The sequence below is a fragment of the Massilia sp. Masssp93 genome (assembly GCF_059491295.1).
In genome coordinates, this window is the sequence record NZ_CP168502.1 from 2,495,649 (window position 1) to 2,518,037 (window position 22,389).

The 22,389-nt window shown below is 68.4% G+C and carries 22 protein-coding genes; 13 read left to right on the forward strand and 9 right to left on the reverse strand.

Annotated elements, in window-relative coordinates:
- Positions 1-30: 30 nt before the first annotated feature.
- The 3 genes from ACEN9Q_RS10355 (at position 31) to ACEN9Q_RS10365 (ending at position 5,144) form a co-directional block, all read left to right on the forward strand.
- Positions 31-1,689 (forward strand): 3-(methylthio)propionyl-CoA ligase, encoded by a 1,659-nt coding sequence (locus ACEN9Q_RS10355; RefSeq protein ID WP_495628316.1) that lies wholly within the window; start codon positions 31-33, stop codon positions 1,687-1,689.
- 83 nt (positions 1,690-1,772) lie between these two features.
- Positions 1,773-3,860: a 3-hydroxyacyl-CoA dehydrogenase NAD-binding domain-containing protein gene (locus tag ACEN9Q_RS10360; protein WP_495628317.1), complete on the forward strand. Its 2,088-nt coding sequence runs from the start codon at positions 1,773-1,775 to the stop codon at positions 3,858-3,860.
- A gap of 69 nt (positions 3,861-3,929) precedes the next feature.
- On the forward strand, positions 3,930-5,144 hold the full coding sequence (locus ACEN9Q_RS10365; RefSeq protein ID WP_495628318.1) for an MFS transporter: 1,215 nt from the start codon (positions 3,930-3,932) through the stop codon (positions 5,142-5,144).
- A gap of 26 nt (positions 5,145-5,170) precedes the next feature.
- Here ACEN9Q_RS10365 and ACEN9Q_RS10370 read toward each other — a convergent pair whose 3' ends face one another.
- The 3 genes from ACEN9Q_RS10370 to ACEN9Q_RS10380 form a co-directional block, all read right to left on the reverse strand.
- Complete coding sequence (locus tag ACEN9Q_RS10370) at positions 5,171-6,220, reverse strand: glycoside hydrolase family 5 protein (RefSeq protein WP_495628319.1); 1,050 nt, start codon at positions 6,218-6,220, stop codon at positions 5,171-5,173.
- Between the two features lie 81 nt (positions 6,221-6,301).
- The gene (locus ACEN9Q_RS10375; protein ID WP_495628320.1) at positions 6,302-8,002 is read right to left on the reverse strand and encodes an MFS transporter; all 1,701 of its coding nucleotides are present in this window, start codon (positions 8,000-8,002) and stop codon (positions 6,302-6,304) included.
- A gap of 108 nt (positions 8,003-8,110) precedes the next feature.
- Positions 8,111-9,148 (reverse strand): tyrosine-type recombinase/integrase, encoded by a 1,038-nt coding sequence (locus tag ACEN9Q_RS10380; protein ID WP_495628321.1) that lies wholly within the window; start codon positions 9,146-9,148, stop codon positions 8,111-8,113.
- A gap of 230 nt (positions 9,149-9,378) precedes the next feature.
- Between ACEN9Q_RS10380 and ACEN9Q_RS10385 the strand changes: the two genes are divergently transcribed.
- From ACEN9Q_RS10385 to ACEN9Q_RS10395, 3 genes are read left to right on the forward strand one after another with little or no spacing between them, the layout of a single operon-like run.
- A complete protein-coding gene (locus ACEN9Q_RS10385) occupies positions 9,379-9,681 on the forward strand; it encodes a Dabb family protein (RefSeq protein ID WP_056446527.1) in 303 nt (100 codons plus the stop codon).
- A gap of 17 nt (positions 9,682-9,698) precedes the next feature.
- The gene (locus ACEN9Q_RS10390; protein WP_495628322.1) at positions 9,699-10,481 is read left to right on the forward strand and encodes an SDR family oxidoreductase; all 783 of its coding nucleotides are present in this window, start codon (positions 9,699-9,701) and stop codon (positions 10,479-10,481) included.
- A 26-nt stretch (positions 10,482-10,507) separates the two neighbouring features.
- Positions 10,508-11,419, forward strand: a complete 912-nt coding sequence (locus ACEN9Q_RS10395; protein WP_495628323.1) for an SDR family oxidoreductase — start codon at positions 10,508-10,510, stop codon at positions 11,417-11,419.
- On the opposite strand, the gene ACEN9Q_RS10400 is transcribed toward ACEN9Q_RS10395, so the two are convergent.
- From ACEN9Q_RS10400 to ygfZ, 4 genes are all read right to left on the reverse strand, one after another.
- Entirely contained in the window at positions 11,401-12,366 is a 966-nt protein-coding gene (locus ACEN9Q_RS10400; RefSeq protein ID WP_495628324.1) for an amidohydrolase family protein, read from the reverse strand. The genes ACEN9Q_RS10395 and ACEN9Q_RS10400 overlap by 19 nt on opposite strands.
- Positions 12,367-12,520: 154 nt before the next feature.
- Positions 12,521-13,279: an NRDE family protein gene (locus ACEN9Q_RS10405; protein ID WP_495628325.1), complete on the reverse strand. Its 759-nt coding sequence runs from the start codon at positions 13,277-13,279 to the stop codon at positions 12,521-12,523.
- Positions 13,270-13,548: a DUF4936 family protein gene (locus ACEN9Q_RS10410; protein WP_495628326.1), complete on the reverse strand. Its 279-nt coding sequence runs from the start codon at positions 13,546-13,548 to the stop codon at positions 13,270-13,272. Before ACEN9Q_RS10410 ends, ACEN9Q_RS10405 begins: the two co-directional genes overlap by 10 nt.
- A 5-nt stretch (positions 13,549-13,553) precedes the next feature.
- Complete coding sequence (ygfZ, locus tag ACEN9Q_RS10415) at positions 13,554-14,612, reverse strand: CAF17-like 4Fe-4S cluster assembly/insertion protein YgfZ (RefSeq protein ID WP_056446547.1); 1,059 nt, start codon at positions 14,610-14,612, stop codon at positions 13,554-13,556.
- Positions 14,613-14,716: 104 nt separating this feature from the next.
- Here ygfZ and mltG point away from each other — a divergent pair, with 104 nt between their 5' ends.
- The 5 genes from mltG to ACEN9Q_RS10440 are packed head-to-tail and all read left to right on the forward strand — an operon-like array spanning position 14,717 to position 18,357.
- Complete coding sequence (gene mltG, locus ACEN9Q_RS10420) at positions 14,717-15,721, forward strand: endolytic transglycosylase MltG (protein ID WP_495628327.1); 1,005 nt, start codon at positions 14,717-14,719, stop codon at positions 15,719-15,721.
- Between the two features lie 6 nt (positions 15,722-15,727).
- Positions 15,728-16,363, forward strand: coding sequence for a dTMP kinase (tmk, locus tag ACEN9Q_RS10425; RefSeq protein ID WP_495628328.1), 636 nt, complete (start codon positions 15,728-15,730; stop codon positions 16,361-16,363).
- The gene (locus tag ACEN9Q_RS10430; protein WP_495628329.1) at positions 16,354-17,388 is read left to right on the forward strand and encodes a DNA polymerase III subunit delta'; all 1,035 of its coding nucleotides are present in this window, start codon (positions 16,354-16,356) and stop codon (positions 17,386-17,388) included. The genes tmk and ACEN9Q_RS10430 overlap by 10 nt, the downstream gene beginning before the upstream one ends.
- 27 nt (positions 17,389-17,415) lie before the next feature.
- The gene (locus tag ACEN9Q_RS10435; RefSeq protein WP_056446556.1) at positions 17,416-17,817 is read left to right on the forward strand and encodes a PilZ domain-containing protein; all 402 of its coding nucleotides are present in this window, start codon (positions 17,416-17,418) and stop codon (positions 17,815-17,817) included.
- A gap of 18 nt (positions 17,818-17,835) precedes the next feature.
- On the forward strand, positions 17,836-18,357 hold the full coding sequence (locus tag ACEN9Q_RS10440) for a GNAT family N-acetyltransferase (protein ID WP_056446559.1): 522 nt from the start codon (positions 17,836-17,838) through the stop codon (positions 18,355-18,357).
- Between the two features lie 48 nt (positions 18,358-18,405).
- On the opposite strand, the gene ACEN9Q_RS10445 is transcribed toward ACEN9Q_RS10440, so the two are convergent.
- Positions 18,406-19,242 (reverse strand): hypothetical protein, encoded by an 837-nt coding sequence (locus ACEN9Q_RS10445; RefSeq protein ID WP_495628330.1) that lies wholly within the window; start codon positions 19,240-19,242, stop codon positions 18,406-18,408.
- 143 nt (positions 19,243-19,385) lie between these two features.
- Here ACEN9Q_RS10445 and ACEN9Q_RS10450 point away from each other — a divergent pair, with 143 nt between their 5' ends.
- Positions 19,386-20,168, forward strand: coding sequence for a TatD family hydrolase (locus ACEN9Q_RS10450; protein WP_495628331.1), 783 nt, complete (start codon positions 19,386-19,388; stop codon positions 20,166-20,168).
- A gap of 3 nt (positions 20,169-20,171) precedes the next feature.
- Entirely contained in the window at positions 20,172-20,873 is a 702-nt protein-coding gene (locus ACEN9Q_RS10455; RefSeq protein ID WP_495628332.1) for an ankyrin repeat domain-containing protein, read from the forward strand.
- Here the strand turns inward: ACEN9Q_RS10455 and ACEN9Q_RS10460 are convergent.
- Positions 20,857-22,254 (reverse strand): diguanylate cyclase domain-containing protein, encoded by a 1,398-nt coding sequence (locus ACEN9Q_RS10460; RefSeq protein WP_495628333.1) that lies wholly within the window; start codon positions 22,252-22,254, stop codon positions 20,857-20,859. The genes ACEN9Q_RS10455 and ACEN9Q_RS10460 overlap by 17 nt on opposite strands.
- Positions 22,255-22,389: the final 135 nt, after the last annotated feature.

A 22,389-nucleotide genomic window follows, 5' to 3' on the forward strand; every position in this document is an offset into this window, starting at 1 on the left:
GGATATTCCGACAACATCCTCGAGAGACCAATGACGAACCTGCAGCCGCCGCTCATGGGCGCGATGATGGACCAGCCACTCCTGATTTCGAGCATCATCCGGTTCGCCGCGCGGCATTACGGCGGCAGCGAGATCGTGTCGCGCCGCGTCGAGGGCGACATGCACCGCTACACGGTGCGCGACTGCGAAGCGCGGGCGCGCCGGCTCGCGAACTTGCTGCGGGCGCAGCAAGTCGCGCCGGGCGAGCGCGTCGGCACGCTGGCCTGGAACGGCTACCGGCACATGGAACTGTATTACGCGGTGTCCGGCTCGGGCGCCGTGCTGCACACGATCAATCCGCGTCTGCATCCTGACCAGATCGCCTACATCGTCAACCATGCGGAAGACCAGCTGCTGTTCTTCGACCTGACCTTCCTGCCGCTGGTCGAGGCGATCGCGCCGCGCTGCCCGACGGTGAGGGCGTTCGTGCTGATGAGCGACCGGGCGCACATGCCGGCCGCAAGCAACATCGCCAACCTGCTGTGCTACGAAGACCTGATCGACGCCGCGTCCGCCGGCTACGCCTGGCCCGAATTCGACGAGCACGCGGCCGCATCGCTGTGCTACACGTCCGGCACGACGGGCAATCCGAAAGGCGCCCTGTATTCGCACCGCTCGACCGTGCTGCACGCATACGCGTCGGCCATGCCGAATGCGCTGAACGTGGGGGCGGCCGACGTCGTGCTGCCCGTCGTGCCGATGTTCCATGTGAACGCGTGGGGCTTGCCGTATTCCGTGCTGCTGGCGGGCGCCAAGCTCGTGCTGCCGGGCGCGGCGCTCGACGGCAAGTCGCTGTACGAATTGTTCGAGGCGGAGGGCGTGACGTTTTCCGCCGGTGTGCCGACCGTCTGGCTCGGCCTGGTCAATTACGCGCAGCAGAACGGGCTCGCGTTCTCGACGTTCCGGCGCACCGTGATCGGGGGCGCCGCGTGCCCGCCGGCGCTGATGGACACGCTGATCGACCGCCTTGGCGTCAAGGTCATCCACGCCTGGGGCATGACGGAAATGTCGCCGCTCGGCACGACGGGTGGCCTGCTGGCGAAGCACCGCGACCTGCCCGTGGAGAGCCAGCGCGCCATCCTGCGGAAACAGGGCCATGCGATCTTCGGCGTCGACATGAAGATCGTCGACGACGGCGGCTGCGAACTGCCGTGGGACGGCCGCACCTTCGGGCACCTGCTCGTGCGCGGCCCGTGGATCGTTTCCCGCTATTTCGGCGGCAACGGCGGCGACGAGGGCGGCGACGTGCTGCAGGACGGCTGGTTCCCGACCGGCGACGTGGCGACGATCGACGCCGACGGCTTCATGCAGATCACGGACCGCAGCAAGGACGTCATCAAGTCGGGCGGCGAGTGGATCGGGTCGATCGACATCGAGAACATCGCGATGGCGCATCCGGCCGTGCTGCAGGCGGCGTGCATCGGCGTGCATCATCCGAAGTGGGACGAGCGGCCCGTGCTCGTGGTCGTGCGGCGGCCCGGGGCGAGCCTCACGCGCGAGGAGATGCTGCGCTTCTTCGACGGCAGGATCGCGAAATTCTGGATGCCGGACGACGTGGTGTTCGTGGACGCGCTGCCGACCGGGGCGACCGGCAAGATCCAGAAGAACCGGTTGCGCGAACAGTTCCGCGATTATCGGTTGCCCGGTTGAGCGGCGCGCGCCAGAAATAACACGACCGTTCTTTTACGGGTTATATTGTCGCCACCGTCAATCACACAAACGCAAGGAGACCCATGAGCGCCGACTACCAGGTCATCGACGACGTCGCCGTCATCACGCTGAACAACCCGCCCGTCAATGGCCTCGGCCTGGCGACGCGCACCGCCGCCGTGGACGGGCTGCGGCGCGCGGCCGCGGACCCGGCCGTCAAGGCCATCGTCATCACGGGCGCCGGCAAGGCATTCTCGGGCGGCGCCGACATCCGCGAATTCAATTCGCCCAAGGCGCTCACGGAACCCACGCTGCACACCCTGATCCGCACGGTCGAGGATTCGGTCAAGCCGACCGTCGCCGCGATCCACACCGTGTGCATGGGCGGCGGCCTGGAGCTGGCGCTGGGCGCCAATTACCGCGTCGCGCTGCCGGGCGCCCAGATCGCGCTGCCGGAAGTCAAACTCGGCCTGCTGCCCGGCGCGGGCGGCACGCAGCGGCTGCCGCGCGTGCTGGGCCTGGAGACCGCGCTGAACATGATCGTGACCGGCACGCCGGTCGCGTCCGAAAAGCTGGCCGGCACGCTGCTGTTCGACGAACTGCTGCCGGCCGGATCGGACCTCGTGGCCGGCGCCGTCGCCTTTGCGCGCCGCGTGGAGGACGTGCGTCCGCTGCCGAAGGTGCGCGAGCGCCAGGTCGACCATCCCGATGCCGCGGCCTTCCTCGCGGCCGCGCGGGCGCGCGTGAAGGTCGAGGCGGGGCCGTTCCCGGCGCCCGTCGAATGCGTGGAAACGGTCGCCGCGTCCGTCGAAATGCCGTTCGCGGACGGCCTGAAGTTCGAGCGCGAGCGCTTCATCCGCCTCACCCGGACCACGGAATCGAAGGCGCTGCGCCACGCCTTCTTCGCCGAGCGCGCGGCCGGCAAGGTGCCGGACGTCCCGCCTGACACGCCGGTGCGCGAGATCCGCAGCGCGGCCGTCGTCGGCGCCGGCACGATGGGTGGCGGCATCGCGATGAATTTCGCGAACGCAGGCATCCCCGTCACGATCCTGGAGACCAGGCAGGAGGCGCTGGACAAGGGCCTGGCCACGATCCGCAAGAATTACGAGAACACGGTCAGGAAGGGCAAGCTGGCGCCCGAGAAGGCCGAGCAGCGCGCGGGCCTCATCCGCGGCACGCTCGACCATGCCGACATCGCCCAGGCCGACATCGTCATCGAAGCCGTGTTCGAGGACATGGGCGTGAAGGAGACCGTGTTCCGCCAGCTGGACGCGGTGATGAAGCCGGGTGCGATCCTCGCGTCGAACACGTCGACGCTGGACCTGAACCGCATCGCGTCGTTCACGGCGCGTCCGCAGGACGTCATCGGCCTGCATTTCTTCAGCCCCGCCAACGTGATGAAGCTGCTGGAAATCGTGCGCGGCGCGGCGACGGGCAAGGACGTGCTGGCGACGGCGCTGGCGCTGTCGAAGAAGGTCAGGAAGACGGGCGTGGTGTCCGGCGTGTGCGACGGCTTCATCGGCAACCGCATGGTCGAGCAGTACATCCGCCAGGCCGGCTTCCTGCTGGACGAGGGCGCGCTGCCGCAGCAGGTCGACGCGGCCGTCGAGAAGTTCGGCTTCGCCATGGGCCCGTTCCGCATGGGCGACCTGGCCGGCAACGACATCGGCTGGTACATCCGCAAGCGCCGCGCCGTCGAGATGCCGGACGTGAAGTACTCGCAGACGGCGGACCTGCTGTGCGAACAGGGCCGATTCGGCCAGAAGACGGGCGCCGGCTGGTACGATTACCAGGCGGGCGACCGCACGCCGCAGCCGTCGAAGTGGGTCGACGACATGATCGTGAAGCACTCGCAGGCGCTGGGCGTCGCACGCCGCGCGATTCCGGACGAGGAGATCGTCGGACGCCTCGTCTACGCGCTGGTCAACGAGGGCGCCAAGATCCTGGAAGAGGGCATCGCGCTGCGCGCGTCGGACATCGACATGGTGTACCTGTCCGGCTACGGCTTCCCGCTGTTCCGCGGCGGCCCGATGTTCTACGCCGACACCGTGGGCCTGCCCGCGGTGCTGGCCGCGGTCGAGAACTATGCGCGCGGCTACCATGGCGAAGCGTGGACGCCGGCGCCGCTGCTCGTGCGCCTGGCGCGGGAAGGCAAGACCTTCAACGGCTGAAGAAAGGCCCTGCTGCAAGGAGGGTGCGACGCGTGCTAGGCTAGCCGTCAACGCGACGACCGAGCCGACATGAAGAACGCCCTCCTGATCGCGACCGCCTGCCTGCTCGGACTCCTGTCCACGACGGGCGCGTCGCTCCCTTACCCCATCCTCCCGCCGCTGTTCGTGAACGGCGCGCCGGACAGCCTGACGCACTTCCTCGGCCTGCCGCCGAAACTGCTGTTCGCGCTGGCGCTGATGGTCAACCCCGTCGGCCTGCTGCTGGGCACCGCGGTGCTCGGGTCGCTGTCCGACCGCTATGGACGCCGGCCGCTGCTGCTCGTGACGGCCGCCGGCGCCGCCGTCGGCCACGTGCTCACGGCATGGGCGCTGGCGAGCCGCTCGTATCCCCTGTTCCTGGCCGCCCGCTTCGGCACGGGCCTGCTCGAAGGCCACAGCGCGATCGTGCGCGCGATGCTCGCCGACCGCCTGCAAGGCCCGCTGCGCAACCATGCGTTGTCGTGGCTGAACGGCGCGCTGCACCTGGGCTGGTTGTTCGGGCCGTTGCTGGCCGGGTTCACGATCGCGTGGGGCATCACGGTGCCGTTCTACATCGCGGCCGGCGCGCTGGCGCTGGGCGCGCTCCTCGTCGGCGTGGCGCTGGAGCGCAAGCCGCGCGCGGCCCGGCCGTCGTGGTGGCGCGTCGCGCGCGAACGCCATGCGTTCAACCTGCTGCGCCACGACGGCCTGCGCGCGCTGTTCGGCGTGCAGCTCGCGTACACGTGCGGCGTCACCGCGTTCTACGAATTCTATCCGCTGTGGCTCGTCGAGATCGGCCATTACGACACCCGCGCGATCGCCCTCGTCAACGTGGGGATGTGCGGCCTGATGACGTGTTCCGCGCTGTTCGCGGGCCGCGCCAGCCGCACGGAACCGATGCGCCGCGCCGCCTGGCTCGCGGCGTGCGTCGCGCTGGCCATCGGGTCGCTGGGCGTCGGGCACTTGTGGGTGGGGCTCGTCGGCATCATGGCCTTCGGACTGCCGCATGCGTTCTACAACGCCGTCGTGCAGGCGTGGGCCGCGGACCGTTTCGGCGGCGGCCACGGACAGGGCGCCGTCATGGGGCTGCTGTCGACGACGTTCTGCCTCGCGAACATCCTGATGGCGGCGGCGGGCGCGGTGCTGACGCTCATCGACACGCGGCTCGTGCTGCTGGCCGGGGCGATCCTCACCGCGTGGGCGGCGAACCGGATGCGGACGTGGGGAACCGGCGCCGTGGCGCGGGCGGCCCAACGCGTCGAGTAGCCCCGCCGGCCCCGTCTCGCGCGGGGTCAGCGGGCCGGGGGCACGAGCGCGTCCAGGATCGGCCGCACGAAATCGTCGCGCTTGAAGTCGTACAGCACGAAGTCGCTGGAGAACTGCCAGTACACCCACGCGAAACCGTATTTTTCCGCGGTGCGCGCGACGGTCGACGTCCACAGCACGCGGTCGTCCATGGCGCCCTTGTCGTAGGCGCCGAATTCGCCGAGGAAGACGGGGCGGCCGCTCGCGTCGCTCCATGCCTTCACGGCCGCGAAGTCCTGGTCGATGCGCGCGATCTCCGCCGGCTTGCCGAAGCGGATGCCCGTGGTCGACCGGATCGGTTCAGCGGCCCACGACGCGCCCTGGTGCGTGAACGGGAACGGATCGTAGTAGTGGAAGGTCGCGATGAGGTGCTTGTCGGCGGCCGGCAGCTGCAGGTCCTTCAGCGTGGCGCGGCTGTTCCAGCGCACGCCGCCGATGATGACGTTGCGCGTGGGGTTCGTCCTGCGCATCACGGCCAGCACCTGCGGGAAGCTGGCGTTCCACGTGGCCGCGTCGAACTGGCCGTGCGGTTCGTTCAGCAGCTCGAAGACGACGGTGTTCGGCTCGTTGCGGTAGCGTTCCGCCAGCTGGCTCCAGACGGCTTTCAGCCTGGGCAGGCAGGCGGCGGCGTCCTTCGAACAGTCCTCGAAGTCGTGCTCGTCGATGATCACGTTGAGGCCGTGCTTCGTCGCCGTGGCGACCACCCAGTCGAGGCGGTTCAGCCATTTCGGATCGAGCCGGTCCTGCGCATCGAGGGCGCGGAACGCGAACAGCACGACGCGTACCGTCGAGAAGCCGGCCGCCCTGATCTTCGCGAAGTGCTCGTCCTTGTAGTTGCCCTGGGCGCCGTCGCGCCAGAACGGGTCGTAGCCGATGACGTTCACGCCGCGGGCCATCAGGCGTACCTGCTCGTGCGCGTCGATGTCCTTGAACTGCGACGTCGCGGGCGGCGGGTTGGGCGGCGGATCGGCGGCCAGGACCGCCTGTGCGGCGAGGACGAGCGTGACGGCGGCGGCGCGGCGCGGCAGCGTGGGCATGAGAGTCTCCATCGTGATTGTCGAGATCGACCGGCTGTTCCGCCGCCTCGCCATACCGGCGCTGGCGGCGGCCGGCCAGGCTCAGTCGGCGGCGTAGATATCGTTGTCCTTCGTCTCGCGCACGAACAGCATGCCGATGACGACGGTCGCGACGGCGATCACGCAGGGATACCACAGGCCGTAATAGATGTTGCCGTTGGCCGCGACGAGCGCGAACGCGGTCGTCGGCAGCAGCCCGCCGAACCAGCCGTTGCCGATATGGTAGGGCAGCGACATCGACGTGTAGCGGATGCGGGTCGGGAACATCTCGACGAGCATCGCGGCCACGGGGCCGTACACCATCGTCACGTACAGCACGAGCACGAACAGCAGCAGTACCAGCATGGGTTTGTTCAACTGGACCGGGTCGGCCTTGGCCGGATAGCCGGCGGCCTTGAGGGCGGCGCCCAGGCTCTTTTTGAGCACCGTCTCGCGGTCCTTGCTGGCCTGGTCGAAGTTCAGGCCGTCCGCGGTCATGGTCGCGTCGAACGACGGGTAGACCTTGTCGCCGACCTTGACGCTGGCGACCGTGCCGGCCGGCGCGTCCTGGCGCGTGTAGCTGACCGAGGCCCCCGTCAGCTGGGCGGTGGCGATGTCGCACGACGACGGGAATTTCTTCGTGCCCGTGGCGTTGAACTGGAAGTGGCACGAGTGCGGGTCGGCCACGACGACGACGGGCGAATTGTTCAGCGCCGCCTCCAGCGCCGGGTTGCCGTAGTGCGTGAGGCCCTTGAAGATGGGGAAGTAGGTCAGCGCGGCGACCAGGCAGCCCGCCATGATGATGGTCTTGCGGCCGATGCGGTCCGACAGGGAGCCGAAGACGATGAAGAACGGCGTCGCCAGCGCGAGCGCGACGGCGATCAGGACATTGGCGGTCGCGTCGTCGATCTTCAGGGTCTTGGTCAGGAAGAACAGGGCGTAGAACTGGCCCGTGTACCACACGACGGCCTGGCCCATCACGACGCCCAGCAGCGCGATGAGCGCGATGCGGCCGTTCTTCCAGGTCAGGAAGGCTTCGCTGAGCGGCGCTTTCGACGTCCGGCCCTGGGCCTTCATGCGGGCGAAGGCGGGCGATTCGCTCATCGACATGCGGATCCAGACCGAGACCGCGAGCAGCAGCACGGAGACGAGGAACGGTATGCGCCAGCCCCAGGCGTCGAACGCGGCCGCGTCCATGCCGGCGCGCACGCCCGTGATCACGAGCAGCGACAGGAACAGCCCGAGCGTGGCCGTGGTCTGGATCCACGACGTGAAGTAGCCGCGGCGGCCCTGGGGCGCGTGTTCGGCGACATACGTGGCCGCGCCGCCGTATTCGCCGCCGAGCGCGAGGCCCTGCAGGATGCGCAGGGAGACGAGGACGATCGGCGCGACGATGCCGATCGCCGCGTAGCCCGGCAGCAGGCCGACGATGAACGTCGAGACGCCCATGATCAGGATCGTGATGAGGAAGGTGTGCTTGCGGCCGATCATGTCGCCCAGGCGTCCGAACACGAGCGCGCCGAACGGCCGCACGATGAACCCGGCCGCGAAGGCGAGCAGCGCGAAGATGAACGACGTGGTCGGATCGCCGATGAAGAACTGCTTGGCGATCACGGTCGCGAGGGAGCCGTACAGGTAAAAATCGTACCATTCGAAGACGGTGCCGAGCGAGGACGCGACGATGATCTTGCGCTCTTCCTTCGTCAGCCCGACGCCCGATGGCATGGGTTTGCCGCCCGCGGCCATGCCGGGTGTGATTGCCATTGTGGTCTCCTGTCTTGATTATTGTGATGCGCGGTCCGATGGCGCGGGCCGCCGGTCGACTGTGCGCCGGGAAGCTTACGGGACGCTTGCTGCAAACTTACGTGGCGCTTACGGCGGAGGCGCGTGGGCATCGTCCGGGTCGTCCGCCGCCGAACCGTCGTTCGGCGCCTCGTGCAGGTGCGCGTAGCGATACGCTTCGGTCGAGCGCTCCAGCGCCAGGCCCAGCGCCGTCGTCAGTTCGCTGCGCGGCACGCCCTGTTCCAGTTGCTGGACGGCGAAGCTGTTGCGCAGCGTGCGCCCGCCCGCGCGCGCGACGGCGATGCCGGCCCGTTCGAAGGTCGCACGCGTCTGCCGGTACACGGTCGCCTTGTGCAGCGGCTCGCCTTCGAGGTTCGCGGGGAACACGAGGTCGCCGGGGATCGCGAGTTCGGCCCGCTCCTTCAGCCAGGCCGTCAGCTCGGCGACGCCGGCGCGGGGCAAGGTCGTCGTGTGCTCGTAGCTCGTGCGGTGCTTGGCTTCGGGCGTGATGTTCAATTCGAGGCCGCCGTCGATGTCGGGCTGGCGGCCGACTTCGTCCACGAGCAGGCCGATGGCTTCCGCCACGCGCAGCCCGGCGAGCGCCATCACGATCTGCATCGCGCGGTCGCGCCGGCGCTTCCAGCCGGCGTGACCCTCCGTGTCGTCGCCGCGGCCGGCGGGGAGGGCGGCGAGGAAGCGCTGCAGGTCGTCCGCGCTGAGCGCCGTCATCGGCGCATCCTCGGCCAGGTGGGCGCGGTCGGTCGCGGCGATCGCCTGGCGCGCCGGGTTCGGCGCGCGGCCGAGGTATTCGAAGCAGCGCTCCAGCAGGCGCAGGTAGCGGTAGGCGATCTTGCTGTTGAGGTCGCGGCGGCCGTCTTTCGACAGTTCGATGAAGCGGCGCAGGTCCGCCGCGTTCACGGTCGACATCGTCAGGCCGCGCTCGAGCATCCACGTGGCGAACTTGCCGAACATGAATTTATAGATCGTCGCGGATTCGGTCGAGATCGGCAGGGGCACGGGATCGCTCTGGCGGCTGGACGTCAGCACGAATTCCGGCGTGACGACGAACGCGGCGAACGCATCGAACGGGCGGGCGTCCCAGTCGGCGTGGGAAGGTGGGTGGCTCATGGCGGCGGCGGGCATGGATGTTGGCACCATACTGCAACTAACCGACCCGGGTGGTCAAGGGTGTGCAGTGGCGTGCGTGCACGGCGGTCGCGTCACGTAAAACATTTATGCAACTAACCGACATTTGGCGCACGACCACCAAAACCCGCCGCCAGGGCACAGGCACGCGCGCCGCTTATCGCTCTTATAATAGCCAGAGCAAAACCAGCGAACACCAACAAAGGAAATCCATGCTCAAGCACATCGTCATGTGGAAATTGAAAGAACACGCCGAAGGCGCCGACCGCGCCGCCAACGCCATCGAGATGAAACGCCGCCTGGACGAGTGCGCCAGCATCGTCCCGGGCCAGCACAAGTTCGAAGTGGTCGTCGCCCAACCCGGCCTGGAAGCCACCTACGACGTCGTGCTGTATTCCGAGTTCGAAGACAAGGCGGCGCTCGAGGCATACGTGAAACATCCGGTGCACCAGGCGGTCATACCGTTCATCGGCGCGATCCGCGAGGCGCGCCAGTGCATGGACTACGAAGTCTGACGGACGGGGAGGCCGCCATGCGCACGGTACAGGAATTGTTCTCGCTGCGGGGCCGCACCGCCATCGTCACGGGCGGCTCGCGCGGTCTCGGCCTGCAGATGGCCGAGGCCCTCGGCGAGCAGGGTGCGCGCGTGCTCGTCGCGGCGCGCAAGCGCGGCGAACTCGATGCGGCCGTCGCCCATCTGGCCGCGCGCGGCATCGAGGCCGTGGGCATGGCCGTCGACCTGGCGGACGAGGCGGCGGTCGCGCCGTTCGTCGACGATGCGCTGGCCCGGCTGGGCCGCATCGACGTCCTCGTCAACAACGCGGGCGCGACCTGGGGCGCGCCGGCCGAGGACTATCCGCTCGACGCGTGGGACAAGGTGATGAACCTGAACGTGCGCAGCGTCTTCCTGCTGGCGCAGGCCGTCGGCAAGCGGGCGATGATTCCCGCCCGCGCGGGTCGCATCGTCAACGTCGCCTCGATCGCCGGCCTCGCCGGCAATCCGCCCGGGACGATGCAGACGATCGCCTACAACACGTCGAAAGCGGCCGTGATCAACTTCACCCGCGCGCTCGCGGGCGAGTGGGGCCGGTACGGCATCACCGTCAACGCCATCGCGCCGGGCTTCTTCCCGTCGAAGATGACGCAGGGCCTGCTCGACGCCGTCGGTGCGGACCGTCTCGCCCAGGGCGCGCCGCTGGGCCGCCTCGGCGACGACGAAGACCTGAAAGGCGCCGTCGCGCTGTTCGCGTCGGATGCCGGCAAACACATCACCGGCCAGGTGCTGGCCGTGGACGGCGGGATGTCCGCCGTCTGAACGGACGCAGTCCACAGGAGGACGCCATGGACGATTTTGCGGGGCGGGTCGCCGTCATCACCGGCGCGGGCAGCGGCATCGGACGCGCGTTCGCCAACGAGGCCGCCAGGCTGGGCATGAAGCTGGTGCTTGCCGACATCGACGCGCAGGCGCTCGGACAGGTCAGCAGCGCATTGCAGGCGGCCGGCGGCGATGTGCTGGCCATGGTCTGCGACGTGCGCAAGGCAGCCCACGTGGAAGAACTGGCGGACGCCGCGATGATCCGCTTCCACGGTGTGCACCTGCTGTTCAACAATGCCGGCGTGGGTTCCGCGGGGCTGATCTGGGAAGCCAGCGAAGCCGATTGGGAATGGGTGCTGGGCGTGAACCTGTGGGGCGTGATCCACGGCGTGCGCGTGTTCACGCCGCTGATGCTCGAGGCGGCGCGGCGCGATCCCGGCTACGCAGGCCATATCGTGAACACGGCGTCGATGGCCGGGCTCCTGGCGCCGCCGGCGATGGGCGTCTACAACGCGTCCAAGCATGCCGTCGTGGCGCTGTCGGAGACGCTGTACCACGACCTGCGCCTCGTCGATGCGCGGGTCAGGGCGTCCGTCGTGTGCCCCTATTTCGTCCCGACGGGGATCGCCCACTCGGATGCGCACCGTCCGGCCGAGGTCCGCCACGATGCGGCGCCGACGCCCAGCCAGCAGGCGGCCCAGTCATTGCTCGAACAGGCCGTCGCCTCGGGCAGGCTGACGGCGGCGGACGTGGCCCGCATCACGTTCGATGGCATCCGGCGCGGCGATTTCTACATCCACACCCACCCGCAGGCGCTGCAGGCCGTTGCCGACCGCATGGACGCCATCCTGCACGGCAAGCCGCCGGCCGACGCCTACGCGGCCACGCCGCAGTTCACCGCCACGCTCAAGGCGGCCGTTCAGGGATCGGGAAAGTAGGGCGGCACGTTCGCCGCGATGTGCGCGAATTCCGCCGGCGACAGCGGCAGCTTGCGAAACGCGGCCCACGCCTCTCGCGGGCGCAGGTTGGCGCCCTGGGCGGAATCCGTCCCGTACAGCACGCGCCCGACGCCGACCTGGCGGATGTATTTCACCAGCAGGGCCGCCGTGTCCGGCGCGATGTCGCGGTCGACGATGGACGCCACGTCGAACCACAGGTTGTACGCGTGCGGATCGTGGTTCTCGACGGCGGCGGCCAGCACGCCCATCGCCGCCTGCGCGGCCGGGTCGCCGTAGCCGGGCCCGGAGCCGGCGAAATGCGCCACCTGCACCGGCACGTCCGGCGCGGCCGGCATGACCTGGTCGAGGAAGATGCGGGCCTGGGCCGCGCCGTACGGACGCCGCTTGCCGATGTTCGCCCGCAAGTGGACGACGATCGCCATGCCGTGCGCGTTCGCGGCCGCGAACACCTGGCGCAGGCGCGCGACGTGTGCCGGGTCGTCCAGCTGGACGTCCGAATTCCCGATGTGCAGCTTGATCCCGTGGTCCAGGCCGGGCTTGTTCGCGCACCGTTCGAGTTCCGCCAGCGCGTAGTCCTTGAGCGGATTGAAGCTGCAGAACGCGATCAGGCGGCCGGGATGGCGCGCGGCCTGCGCGGCCGTCCAGTCGTTCTCGAGCCGCACCTGTGCGTATTCGTCGTCGACCGTGCGGGCCGGGCTCCCGATCATGTACGCGACGGACAGCAGCACGGCCTTGCGGATGCCGGCCGCGTCGAGCAGTGCAATCAGCTGGTCGGCGTCCAGCGTGACGAGGCCGGAGGACGGACCGAGCAACGCGATGTCGGCCGCGCTGAACACGTGCTGGTGGAAGTCGCCGGCGGGGACGGTCTGGGCATGCGCCACGCCCGCGAGCAGCAGGGCGGCGACGGCGGCGCGGATGGCATGCATGCGGTCTCCTCGATCATTAGCGCGGCCAGGGCCTATCCGACTGACGAAGGCCAGCAGCACGAATTTTACGTCGTTCCCGCGGAGGCGGGAACCCAAGTCGGAGAGGCCGCGCGCGCAAAATCTGGTCCCGGCCTGCGCTGCGACGACGTGCCGATCACGCCGCGGCCTGGTCGCCGGGCTTGAGGACGCGTTCATGCAGCTCCGGCGCGGCGTCGGCGTACAGCTTGACGACGGTGGACGTGCGCGTGCCGTAGCCGGGGATCTCGATGCAGACGGCGGACAGCTGCCGTTCCAGGTCGATGGGCACGCCGGTGTCGGGCAGGCGCATGTCCGGTGCGCGGGTCGTGTCGGCCAGCATTTCGAAATAGGCTTCTTCCGGCGCGCCCTGCAGCAGCAGGCTCGCGAACGTGGCCTTGGTGCGCAGGACCTTGGGCCACGGCGCATCCAGCAGGCCGTTCGACACGCCGTAGATGCCCGGCTCCAGCGGCTTGCCGTTGCGCGGGTCGGCGCCGGCGCGGTTCGAGAACCAGTACATCCCGGCGGCGTCGCCCAGGATCAGGTTGAAGCCGTTGTACGCGGCGGCGTCCGGTGCGATGCGTTCCAGGTGGGCCGGGGCATCCAGGTCGTCCTTGAGGAAATCGGCGACGAGGGCGCCGCGCGTCGGCGCGTCCGTGCGCCAGTCGCTGGGTGCGCGGATGTTCGTGAGCGCCGCGAATTTCGGACCGTGCGGGCCGGTCTTCGTCACGCCCATCCAGCTGCCGCCGCCGCGCAGGTCGCGGCCGGCGATGATGTTGGGCGCGTCCGGCCACGGGCCGGCCGGGCTGGCGGGTCGGTCATAGTATTCGTCGCGGTTGGCGCACGCGACCAGCGGCAGGCCCGGGATCACGCGCCAGGCAAAAACGATCAGGCACATGGGGGCATATCCGTAAAGATTTCGGCGCGGCGGGGCCCGTCGATCAGGCCCTCGAAGCCGGCACCCTGCGCGGCGGCGTCGAGCCGCGCGGGAAAATCGTCGTCCACGCCCGGGTAGACTTCCATCCAGGTCTGCAGGCCGGAGCCGGCGTCGGGACGGCGCTTCAGCTGCGCCTGCGCCCCCACGCGCGCCTGCAGCGCGCGCACGCGCGGCGCGAGCGCCGGGGCGTCGGCCTCCCGCACCTTGTAATAGACGTAGAGATCGATCATGCGGCTCAGGCGTCCAGCGCGTCGAGCGGATACGGCAGCGGCAGGAAATCCAGCTTCGTGCCGCCGGCCGAACCGTGGCGCACGTCGCCGTCCAGGGCGGCCAGCTTGATCTCGACGAGCGCGTCGGCGCCGCCGGCACCGTTGGGCGCCACGTTGACGATCATGCCGGACGGCTGGTCGGGGTCGGCGACCGAATAGACCTCGTCGCCGGGCCGCGCGGCCGCGTCGGCGAGCGTGGCCAGCGTCATTCGGCGTTTCAGCTTGCCCAGGTACTGGCTGCGGGCGACGATTTCCTGGCCGGGATAGCAGCCCTTCTTGAAATTCACGCCGCCGAGCAGCTCGTAGTTGATCATCTGCGGGACGAACTGCTCCTGCGTCGCCTGGCCGATCTGGGGCACGCCCGCGTGGACGGCGGCCAGCTGCCACGCCGCGTTGCCGCCCAGCGCGAGCGTCGCGCGCAGCGCGGACAAGGCCTTGACGCCGTCGTCGGCCGACGTCAGCCACAGATAGCGGGGGTGGCCGAAGGCGTCGGCGAGGCGGATCACGGTGCCGAACGCGCCGTCGATCTTCGCATACGGTGCCTCGGGCAGGGCGCCGACCTGGGTGCGCAGGGCGTCGCCCGCCGCCGCGCCGCCCAGCCCGAGGACGGCCGCGTTGCGCGCTTCGTCGGTGGCGTCGCGCAGCCTGGCTTTCGACCGCAGCACGAACATGGTCAGGCGCTTCTGCAGCGGCGGCTGGATGGCGCGCGGCAGCTGCAGGTAGACGGCGTCGGCGTCGCGCCACATCAGGAACGTGGCCTGCAGGCGGCCCTTCGGCGTGCAGTAGCCGGCCAGCCGGGCCTCCGCCGTGCCGAGATGTTCGACGTCGTTGGTGAGCTGGTTGTGCAGGAAGCCGGCGGCGTCCTCGCCGGCGACGGCGATCAGGCCCAGGTCGGTGACGGCGGCGACAAACCCTTGTTCGAGGGCGGCCGTGCCGAGGACGTGGCCGAAGTCCTCGACTTGCGTCGGGCTATCGGGGTGGAAACGGGCGCCCAGGGTGGCGAGGTGGTCGATCCAATGGTTCATGACACGAATTATTTCCGGTTTAGGAGTATCGGCTTTATGATTACGGCCTCATTATAAGTTCGCCTTCAAAAACGCGCCGACGACGGCGAAAAAACGAAACCAGCATGGCACTGATCAGAAAACTCATCGTCACGGGCGTGATCGGGCTCGCGGCGGCCGGCGCCGGCTTCCAGTGGTGGAGCAGGCAGCCGATCACACCGGGTGGCGCCCCCGTCATCCCGTTCGCGATCGCGCAGGGCAGCGGCGTGGCCGGCGCGGCGCAGCAGATGGCGACGGCCGGCGTGCCCGTCAACGCCTTCCTGTTCGGGGTGCTGGCGCGCGCCACGGGCAAGGCAAGCCGGATCAAGGCCGGGAGCTACGAGCTCAAACCGGATACGACCCCGCGCCGCCTCCTCACCCAGCTCGTGCGCGGCGAGTTCGCGCAGGAGTCGCTGACGATCATCGAAGGGTGGACGTTCCGCCAGATGCGCCAGGCCATCGACGCCGCGCCGAACCTGAAGCACGACACGGCGAAGCTGTCCGACCAGGAATTGCTGGCGAAGGTGGCGCCCGACTACAAGGCGCCGGAAGGCCTGTTCTTCCCCGACACGTATCTGTTCGCCAAGAATGCGAGCGACCTGTCGATCTACCGGCAGGCGCACGACATGATGATGAAGCGCCTGAAGGCCGCCTGGGAGAAGCGCGACCCGGGCCTGCCGTACACCGACCCGTACCAGGCCCTGATCATGGCCTCGCTGGTGGAAAAGGAAACGGGCAAGAAGAGCGAACGGGCGCTGATCGCCGGCGTGTTCGTGAACCGCCTCAAGGCCGGCATGCTGCTGCAGACCGACCCCACCGTCATCTACGGCATGGGCGACCGGTACGACGGCAAGATCCGCAAGAAGGACCTCGAGACCGACACCCCGTACAATACCTATACGCGCGCCGGCCTGCCGCCGACGCCGATCGCGCTGCCGGGCGTCCAGTCGCTCGCGGCCGCGACGGCGCCCGCGAAGACGGAAGCCCTGTATTTCGTCTCGCGCGGCGACGGCACGAGCCATTTCTCGGTGAACCTCACGGAGCATAACAAGGCCGTCAACCAGTACCAGCGCAACCAGGTGCCCCAGTAAATACGAATGAATGCAATGAACCATAACGATGCCACCCGCGGGCGTTTCATCACCTTCGAAGGCATCGACGGCGCCGGCAAGTCCACGCACATCGGCCACGTCATCGCCCTGCTCGAAGGCGCCGGCAAGACCGTCGTTTCGACGCGCGAGCCGGGCGGCACGCCGCTGGGCGAAAAGCTGCGCGACCTGGTGCTGCACGAAAAAATGCACCTCGAGACGGAGGCGCTGCTGATGTTCGCCAGCCGCCGCGAACACGTGGCGCAGGTCATCGCACCGGCGCTCGCGCGCGGCGACTGGGTCCTGTCCGACCGTTTTACGGACGCCAGCTTCGCCTACCAGGGCGGCGGGCGCGGCCTGGATCGCGCGAAGCTCGACGCGCTGGAGGAATGGGTGCATCCGCACCTGCAGCCCGACCTGACCCTGTTGTTCGACGTTCCGCTGGACGTCGCGCGCGCGCGCCTGGCCGCGACGCGCACCCTGGACAAGTTCGAAATGGAGCAGGCCGATTTCTTCGCGCGGGTGCGCGCCGAATACCTGCGCCGCGCCGCGCAATCGGGCGGACGCATCGTCGTCATCGATTCCACGCAGTCCATCGCCGGCGTGCGCATGGCCCTGCAAGCCGCACTGGAGCCATGGCTGTGAGCATGTATCCCTGGCAGCAGGACGCCTGGACGCGGCTGCAGGCGATGCGCGCGCGCCTGCCGCACGCGATCCTGTTCCACGGCCCGGCCGGCATCGGCAAGGCCGACTTCATCGAGTCGTTTGCGCAGTCGCTGCTGTGCGAAGACGTGAGGCCGGACGGCCACGCGTGTGGCGCGTGCGCGTCCTGCGGCTGGTTTGCGCAGGGCAATCACCCCGATTACCGCCGCGTGCGTCCGGAAGCGCTGGAGGACGAGGTCGCGGCCGGCGAGGGCGAGGACGCGCCTGCCGAAGACAAGAAATCCAAATCGAAGACGGCGTCGAAAGAGATCAAGATCGAACAGGTGCGCGCGCTGGCCGATTTCATGAACATCTCGACGCACCGCCAGGGCCTGCGCGTCGTCGTGCTGTATCCGGCGGAAAGCCTGAACATGCCGTCGTCGAACGCGTTGCTGAAGACGCTCGAGGAACCGCCGCCGGGCACCGTGTTCCTGCTCGCATCGAATGGCCTGGACCGGCTGCTGCCGACGATCCTGTCGCGTTGCCGCAAGTTCGCGTTGCCGATGCCCGACCACGCCGAGGCACTGGCGTGGCTGCAGGCGCAGGGCGTCGACGATGCGGACGGCTGGCTGCGCGAGCAGGGCGGCGCCCCGCTGGCGGCGCTGGCCCAGGCCGAGACGGGCAGCCGCGAAGAACTCGACGGCCTGCTGCAGATACTCGCGCAGCCGAGCGTCGATGCCGCGTTGCGCAGTGCCGACAAATTGAGCAAGGCGCCGCTGGCGTCCCTCGTCGCGTGGCAGCAGCGCTGGCTGTATGATGTGTTTTCGTACAAGCTTTCCGGGGTGATCCGGTATTATCCGAGGTATCAGCGGGAACTGGCGGCGCTCGCCGGTCGCGTGCACGTGGCCGACTTGCTGCAGGTAATCAAATCCACGAACGAGCGCCGCGCCGTGGCCGACCACCCCTTGTCTCCGAAACTGTTTGTCGAAGACATGTTGCTTGATTACACTGCGCGCTGCGGCCCATGATGTACGGCCCATGACGAAAGGACGACGATGAGTGTTTCGCAGAACGGACCGATCAGCGGCCTGCCCGCCGATCCGAACGCGCCGCAACCCGCGCGGCCGTCCGTGCTGTCGCTCGCCATCAAGGAAAAGGCCGCGCTATACGCGGCCTATATGCCGTTCCTGAAAAACGGCGGCATGTTCGTGCCGACCAACAAGCCGTACAAGATCGGCGACGAGATCTACCTGATCCTGTCGCTGATGGACGACCCGAACAAATACCCGATCGCCGGCAAGGTCGCCTGGATCACGCCGGCCGGCGCCAACAACAACAAGGCGCAGGGCATCGGCGTGCATTTCCCGGCCGACGAGACCGGCCAGCGCGCCCGCCTGCGCATCGAAGAAATCCTCGGCGCGGCGCTGCGTTCGTCGCGCGCCACCCATACCCTGTAGCTTTTACTTAGTTTCAACATGCCGTCCTACGTACACCGCCTCGCCCGCATCGAAGATCTGCCCGTCATCGTCGACATCTACAATTCCACCATCGCATCGCGCGAAGTCACGGCCGACACCGAACCGGTCACGGTCGCGTCGCGCGAAGGCTGGTTCCACGAGCACACGCCGGAGCGCCGGCCGCTGTGGGTGATCCACGATGGGGCGGACACGTCGGCGAATCCGGCCGTGATCGGCTGGTGTTCGTATTCGAATTTCTACGGCCGCCCGGCGTATTCCGGCACGGCGGAGCTGTCGATCTATATCGCGGAACGCTGGCGCGGCAAGGGCGTGGGACGTTATTGCCTGGAACAGGCGATGGCGTTCGCGCCGAACGTCAAGGTGCATACCCTGCTGGGCTTTATCTTCGGGCACAATGCGCCGAGCCTGGCCCTGTTCCGCAAGTATGGCTTCGATACGTGGGCGAATTTTCCGCGGGTCGCGACCCTGGATGGGATCGAGCGCGACCTGATCATCCTCGGCAAGCGGGTGGTCGAATAACGCTTGCCGGGCTTCGTGGACGCGGCCCCGAACCGATGTGTCGCGGGCTCACGGACCGGTGCTGCGATACTGGCGAAGCAGCAACGACCAGCGGTCGTCCATCTCGCGTTTTTTCTGTTCGATTTCTTTCTGAACCTTTGGGGTTTTCGCCAGCTGCTCCGCAAGCCGTTGCCCCCTGAACTGCGCATATTCGAACGCATAGCGCGCCTTGACCGCCTGGATATCCGCTTTTTCGCGGGCCTCGACTGCCGACTCGTCGGCGTGCTCGAGCCGCGCGAACTCGAGATATTCAGTCCGGTTCGTGGTCACTGTCAGGCCGGTGATGAGCAGCGCCGCCGCGCCTAATCCGACCTGGACGAGAAAGGCTTTCGGGCGGGCCGTCAACTGGGTCTTCACGAGGCGCGGCACATAACTGGCGACGAAACCGGAAAGAAACGTGGTGACGCCGGCACCGATCTTCGAATAGATGGCGCCGTCCACGTCGTCGAACGGGACCAGGAAAACGGCCAATCCCCAACCGATGCCGCAGCCGAGGATGATCCCGAGTAAATTCAGGAAAAACCCGGTGATGCCGGAATCCGCGTTGTAGCGCGCGCCGTCCAGCAGAAGCGTATCGTCGCCGTTGCGCGGTTTCTCCCTTAGAAAGTACGCGCATAGAAGGAGCAGCGGCGCGAGCGCGGACGCGGCAAAATTCGTCACGACCACACCCTCGGACGGAAGCACCGCGACGTCGTTGTCGACGCGGGCATTCACCTCGATCACCAGGTGAGTTCCCAGCACATACAGCCACACCGCGAACGCCAGGGCGAGGCCCAATGCGACCAGCACGTCCGGCTTTTTGTCGCGCTCAACAATATTCTCATTATCCGGCATCGTCAGCTCCACGCATCGCTTCCGCCTCGAGTCTCGCCCAGTCCCGTCGTTGAGTGTAGGACGGATATTGTTTTAATCGTAACTAAAGATTCTGACAGGTGGCGCCGCCTGTCCCGTGCGCCCGCCGGCGTGCGCGCCTCGCGTACAATATCGGGATGTACATCGATTCCCACTGCCACATCAATTTCCCCGAGCTCGCCGCGCGCATGCCGGAGATCCTGGCCAGGATGGCCGAGAACAAGGTCTCGCACGCGCTGTGCGTGTCCGTCGACCTGCCGGATTTTCCCGGCGTGCTCGCCCTGGCCGAGCAATATCCGCACATCTATGCGTCGGTCGGCGTGCACCCCGACTACGAAGACACGCCCGAACCGACAGTCGCGCAGCTGGTCGCGCTGGCCGATCACCCGAAGGTCATCGCGATCGGCGAGACGGGCCTCGATTATTACCGCCTGGAAGGCGATCTCGAATGGCAGCGCGAGCGCTTCCGCACGCACATCCGCGCGTCGCGCGCGACGCGCAAGCCGCTGATCATCCACACGCGCGCCGCCAGCGCCGACACGATCCGCATCATGCGGGAAGAGGGCGCGGGCACCGACGAGGGCGGCGTCGCCGGCGTGATGCACTGCTTCACCGAGTCGCTGGAGGTCGCACTGGCCGCGATCGAGATGGGGTTCTACATCTCGTTTTCCGGCATCGTCACGTTCAAGAGCGCGAAGGACCTGCAGGCGGTGGCGCGGGCGCTGCCGCTGGACCGCATCCTCATCGAGACGGATTCGCCGTACCTGGCGCCGGTGCCTTACCGCGGCAAGATGAACGAGCCGGGCTATGTGGCGCACGTCGCGGAATACCTCGCGACGCTGAAGGACGTGCCGCTGCGCGAGATCGCCGACCGCACCACCGCCAATTTCTTCAACCTGTTCCAAGCCGCGAGGACCTGACCCATGATGCCCGCCAGCCCGTTGCGCCGTACCGTCCTGCGTTCGTTCGTGCTCGCCGCCGCCCTGGCCGCCGGCATCCATCCCGCGACGGCAGCGCCGGCGGGCGGGCAGGCGGCCGCGCAGGTGACCGATTTCTTCCGCGCCGTGCAGATGGACGACGTCCGCACGGTGCAGTCGCTGCTGGGCAAGGTCGATCCGAACGAGGCCAATCCCATCGGCGGCGAACCGGCCCTGGTCCTCGCGGTGCGCGAAGGCGCGATGCGGGTGCTGGACGTGCTGCTGCGCCACCCGGGCACGAACGTTGACGCGCCTGCGCTGAACGGCAACACCGCGTTGATGATGGCGGCGTTCAAGAACAATCAGGCGGCGGCCGAGGCGTTGATCGCGAAGGGCGCGGCCGTGAACCGTCCCGGCTGGACGCCATTGCACTACGCGGCTGCCAGCGGCGCCGACGACATCGCGCGCCTGCTGCTCGCGCACGGCGCCCGTATCGACGCGCAGTCGCCGCCCGCGAGCGGCAAGTACACGCCGCTGATGATGGCGGCGCGCGAGGGGCATGAAGACAGTGCGCTGCTCCTGCTCGCCCAGGGCGCCGATCCGCAACTGAAGAACGGCGAGGGCCTGACGGCGGCGCAGATCGCCCACCGGGCCGATCACGACGCCATCGCGGCGGCGCTCGACAAGCGCGCTAAGTCCGCCCGCTGAGCGCTTCCGCCACGGGCGGCGCGGCGGCGTCCGGCGCCGCCTTCCGGGCGCGCTTCCTGGCATACATGCGCGCGTCCGCATGCATCAGCAGCGTCTCGACCTGGTCCGCATGGTCCGGGAACAGCGCGCAGCCGATGCTGACGCCGATGTGCAGCGGCGCGCACTGGGTCGGCACCGGCTGCGCCAGCGCGGCGCGGATCTTGTCGGCGCACAGGTCGGCGTCCTCGGGCGCCTGCAGGTCTTCGAGCAGCAGCACGAATTCGTCGCCGCCGAGGCGGGCCACCGTGTCCGACTCGCGCGCGCACTCCACCAGCCGGGCCGCGACCTCGCGCAGCAGGGCGTCGCCGGCGGCGTGGCCGTGGCGGTCGTTGACCTGCTTGAAATCGTCGACGTCCACGTACAGCAGGCCGAGCCGCGACTGGCAGCGCCGCGCCCGCGCGACGGCCGTGCGGATACGGTCGAAGAACAGGCGCCGGTTCGGCAATCCCGTCAGCTCGTCGTAGCAGGCCGAGCGCATCAGGTCGTCGTGCAGGCGCTTGCGCTCCAGCGCCAGGCCGACCTGCGCCGCGACGAAGTGCAGCAGCCCGCGGTCGCCCGGGGAATATCCGGTGCCGGCGCGGTCGCGCAGCAGCAGGGCGCCGATGGTGCCGGCCGGGCCTTTCAATTCGACCATCAGCCACGTGTTCAGGCGTCCTCGTGCGGCGTGGCGGACGGCGGCGGGCGCGAGCGCGTCCGGGTCCGACGCGGTCGCGCGCCAGCGCGCGAGGCAGGCGCGCGAGGGCAGCCGGCCCCGTTCGTCGTGGTCGCGCTGGTAGATGACCTTGAAGCCGTGCTGCGGCGTCGGGTCGGTGACGACCACCATGCCGGGTGCGCCGACCAGCCGGTCGAGGATGCCGTGGATCTCGGCGCACAGCCCGGCCAGGTCGGATGCCTGGTACGCGGCTTCGGAAATGGCATACGTCGCGGCCTGGCGCCGCTCGGCCCGTTTGCGCAGGCTGATGTCCCGCGCGACGCCCAGGCGCAGGCCCTGGTCGGCGATCCAGCGCGCCGACCACATGATGTCGACGCAGTGGCCATCCTTGTGCAGGTAGCGGTTCTCGAAGCCGCTGCGGTCCTGGCCGGCCAGCACGCGCGCGCCTTCGGCGAGCGTCGCGTCGCGGTCGTCGGGGACGACGAAGTCGAGCATGTGTTGTCCGATCAGCTCGGTCGGCCGGTAGCCGAGCATGCGCTCGCAGCCTGCGCTGACGTCGACGATCGTGCCGCACCGGTCCACCAGGAAAACGACGTCCAGCAGCAGGTCGGCGATATTCGCCGAGAGGGAACGGATCGAATGGACCATGGCGGCCGGCGCGGGTGACGGATGGTGGGAAAATCCTAACATTCCCTTACGGCAAATAGCTAGTTGTATTTGCCAACACATCGCGCTTGTCCCATCGATCCGACAAACTGGGCGGAAAATCCCCGTCAGATCCGCGCATCAGTTGCTTCCTGGCATGCACATAATGCAGCCTGAGAT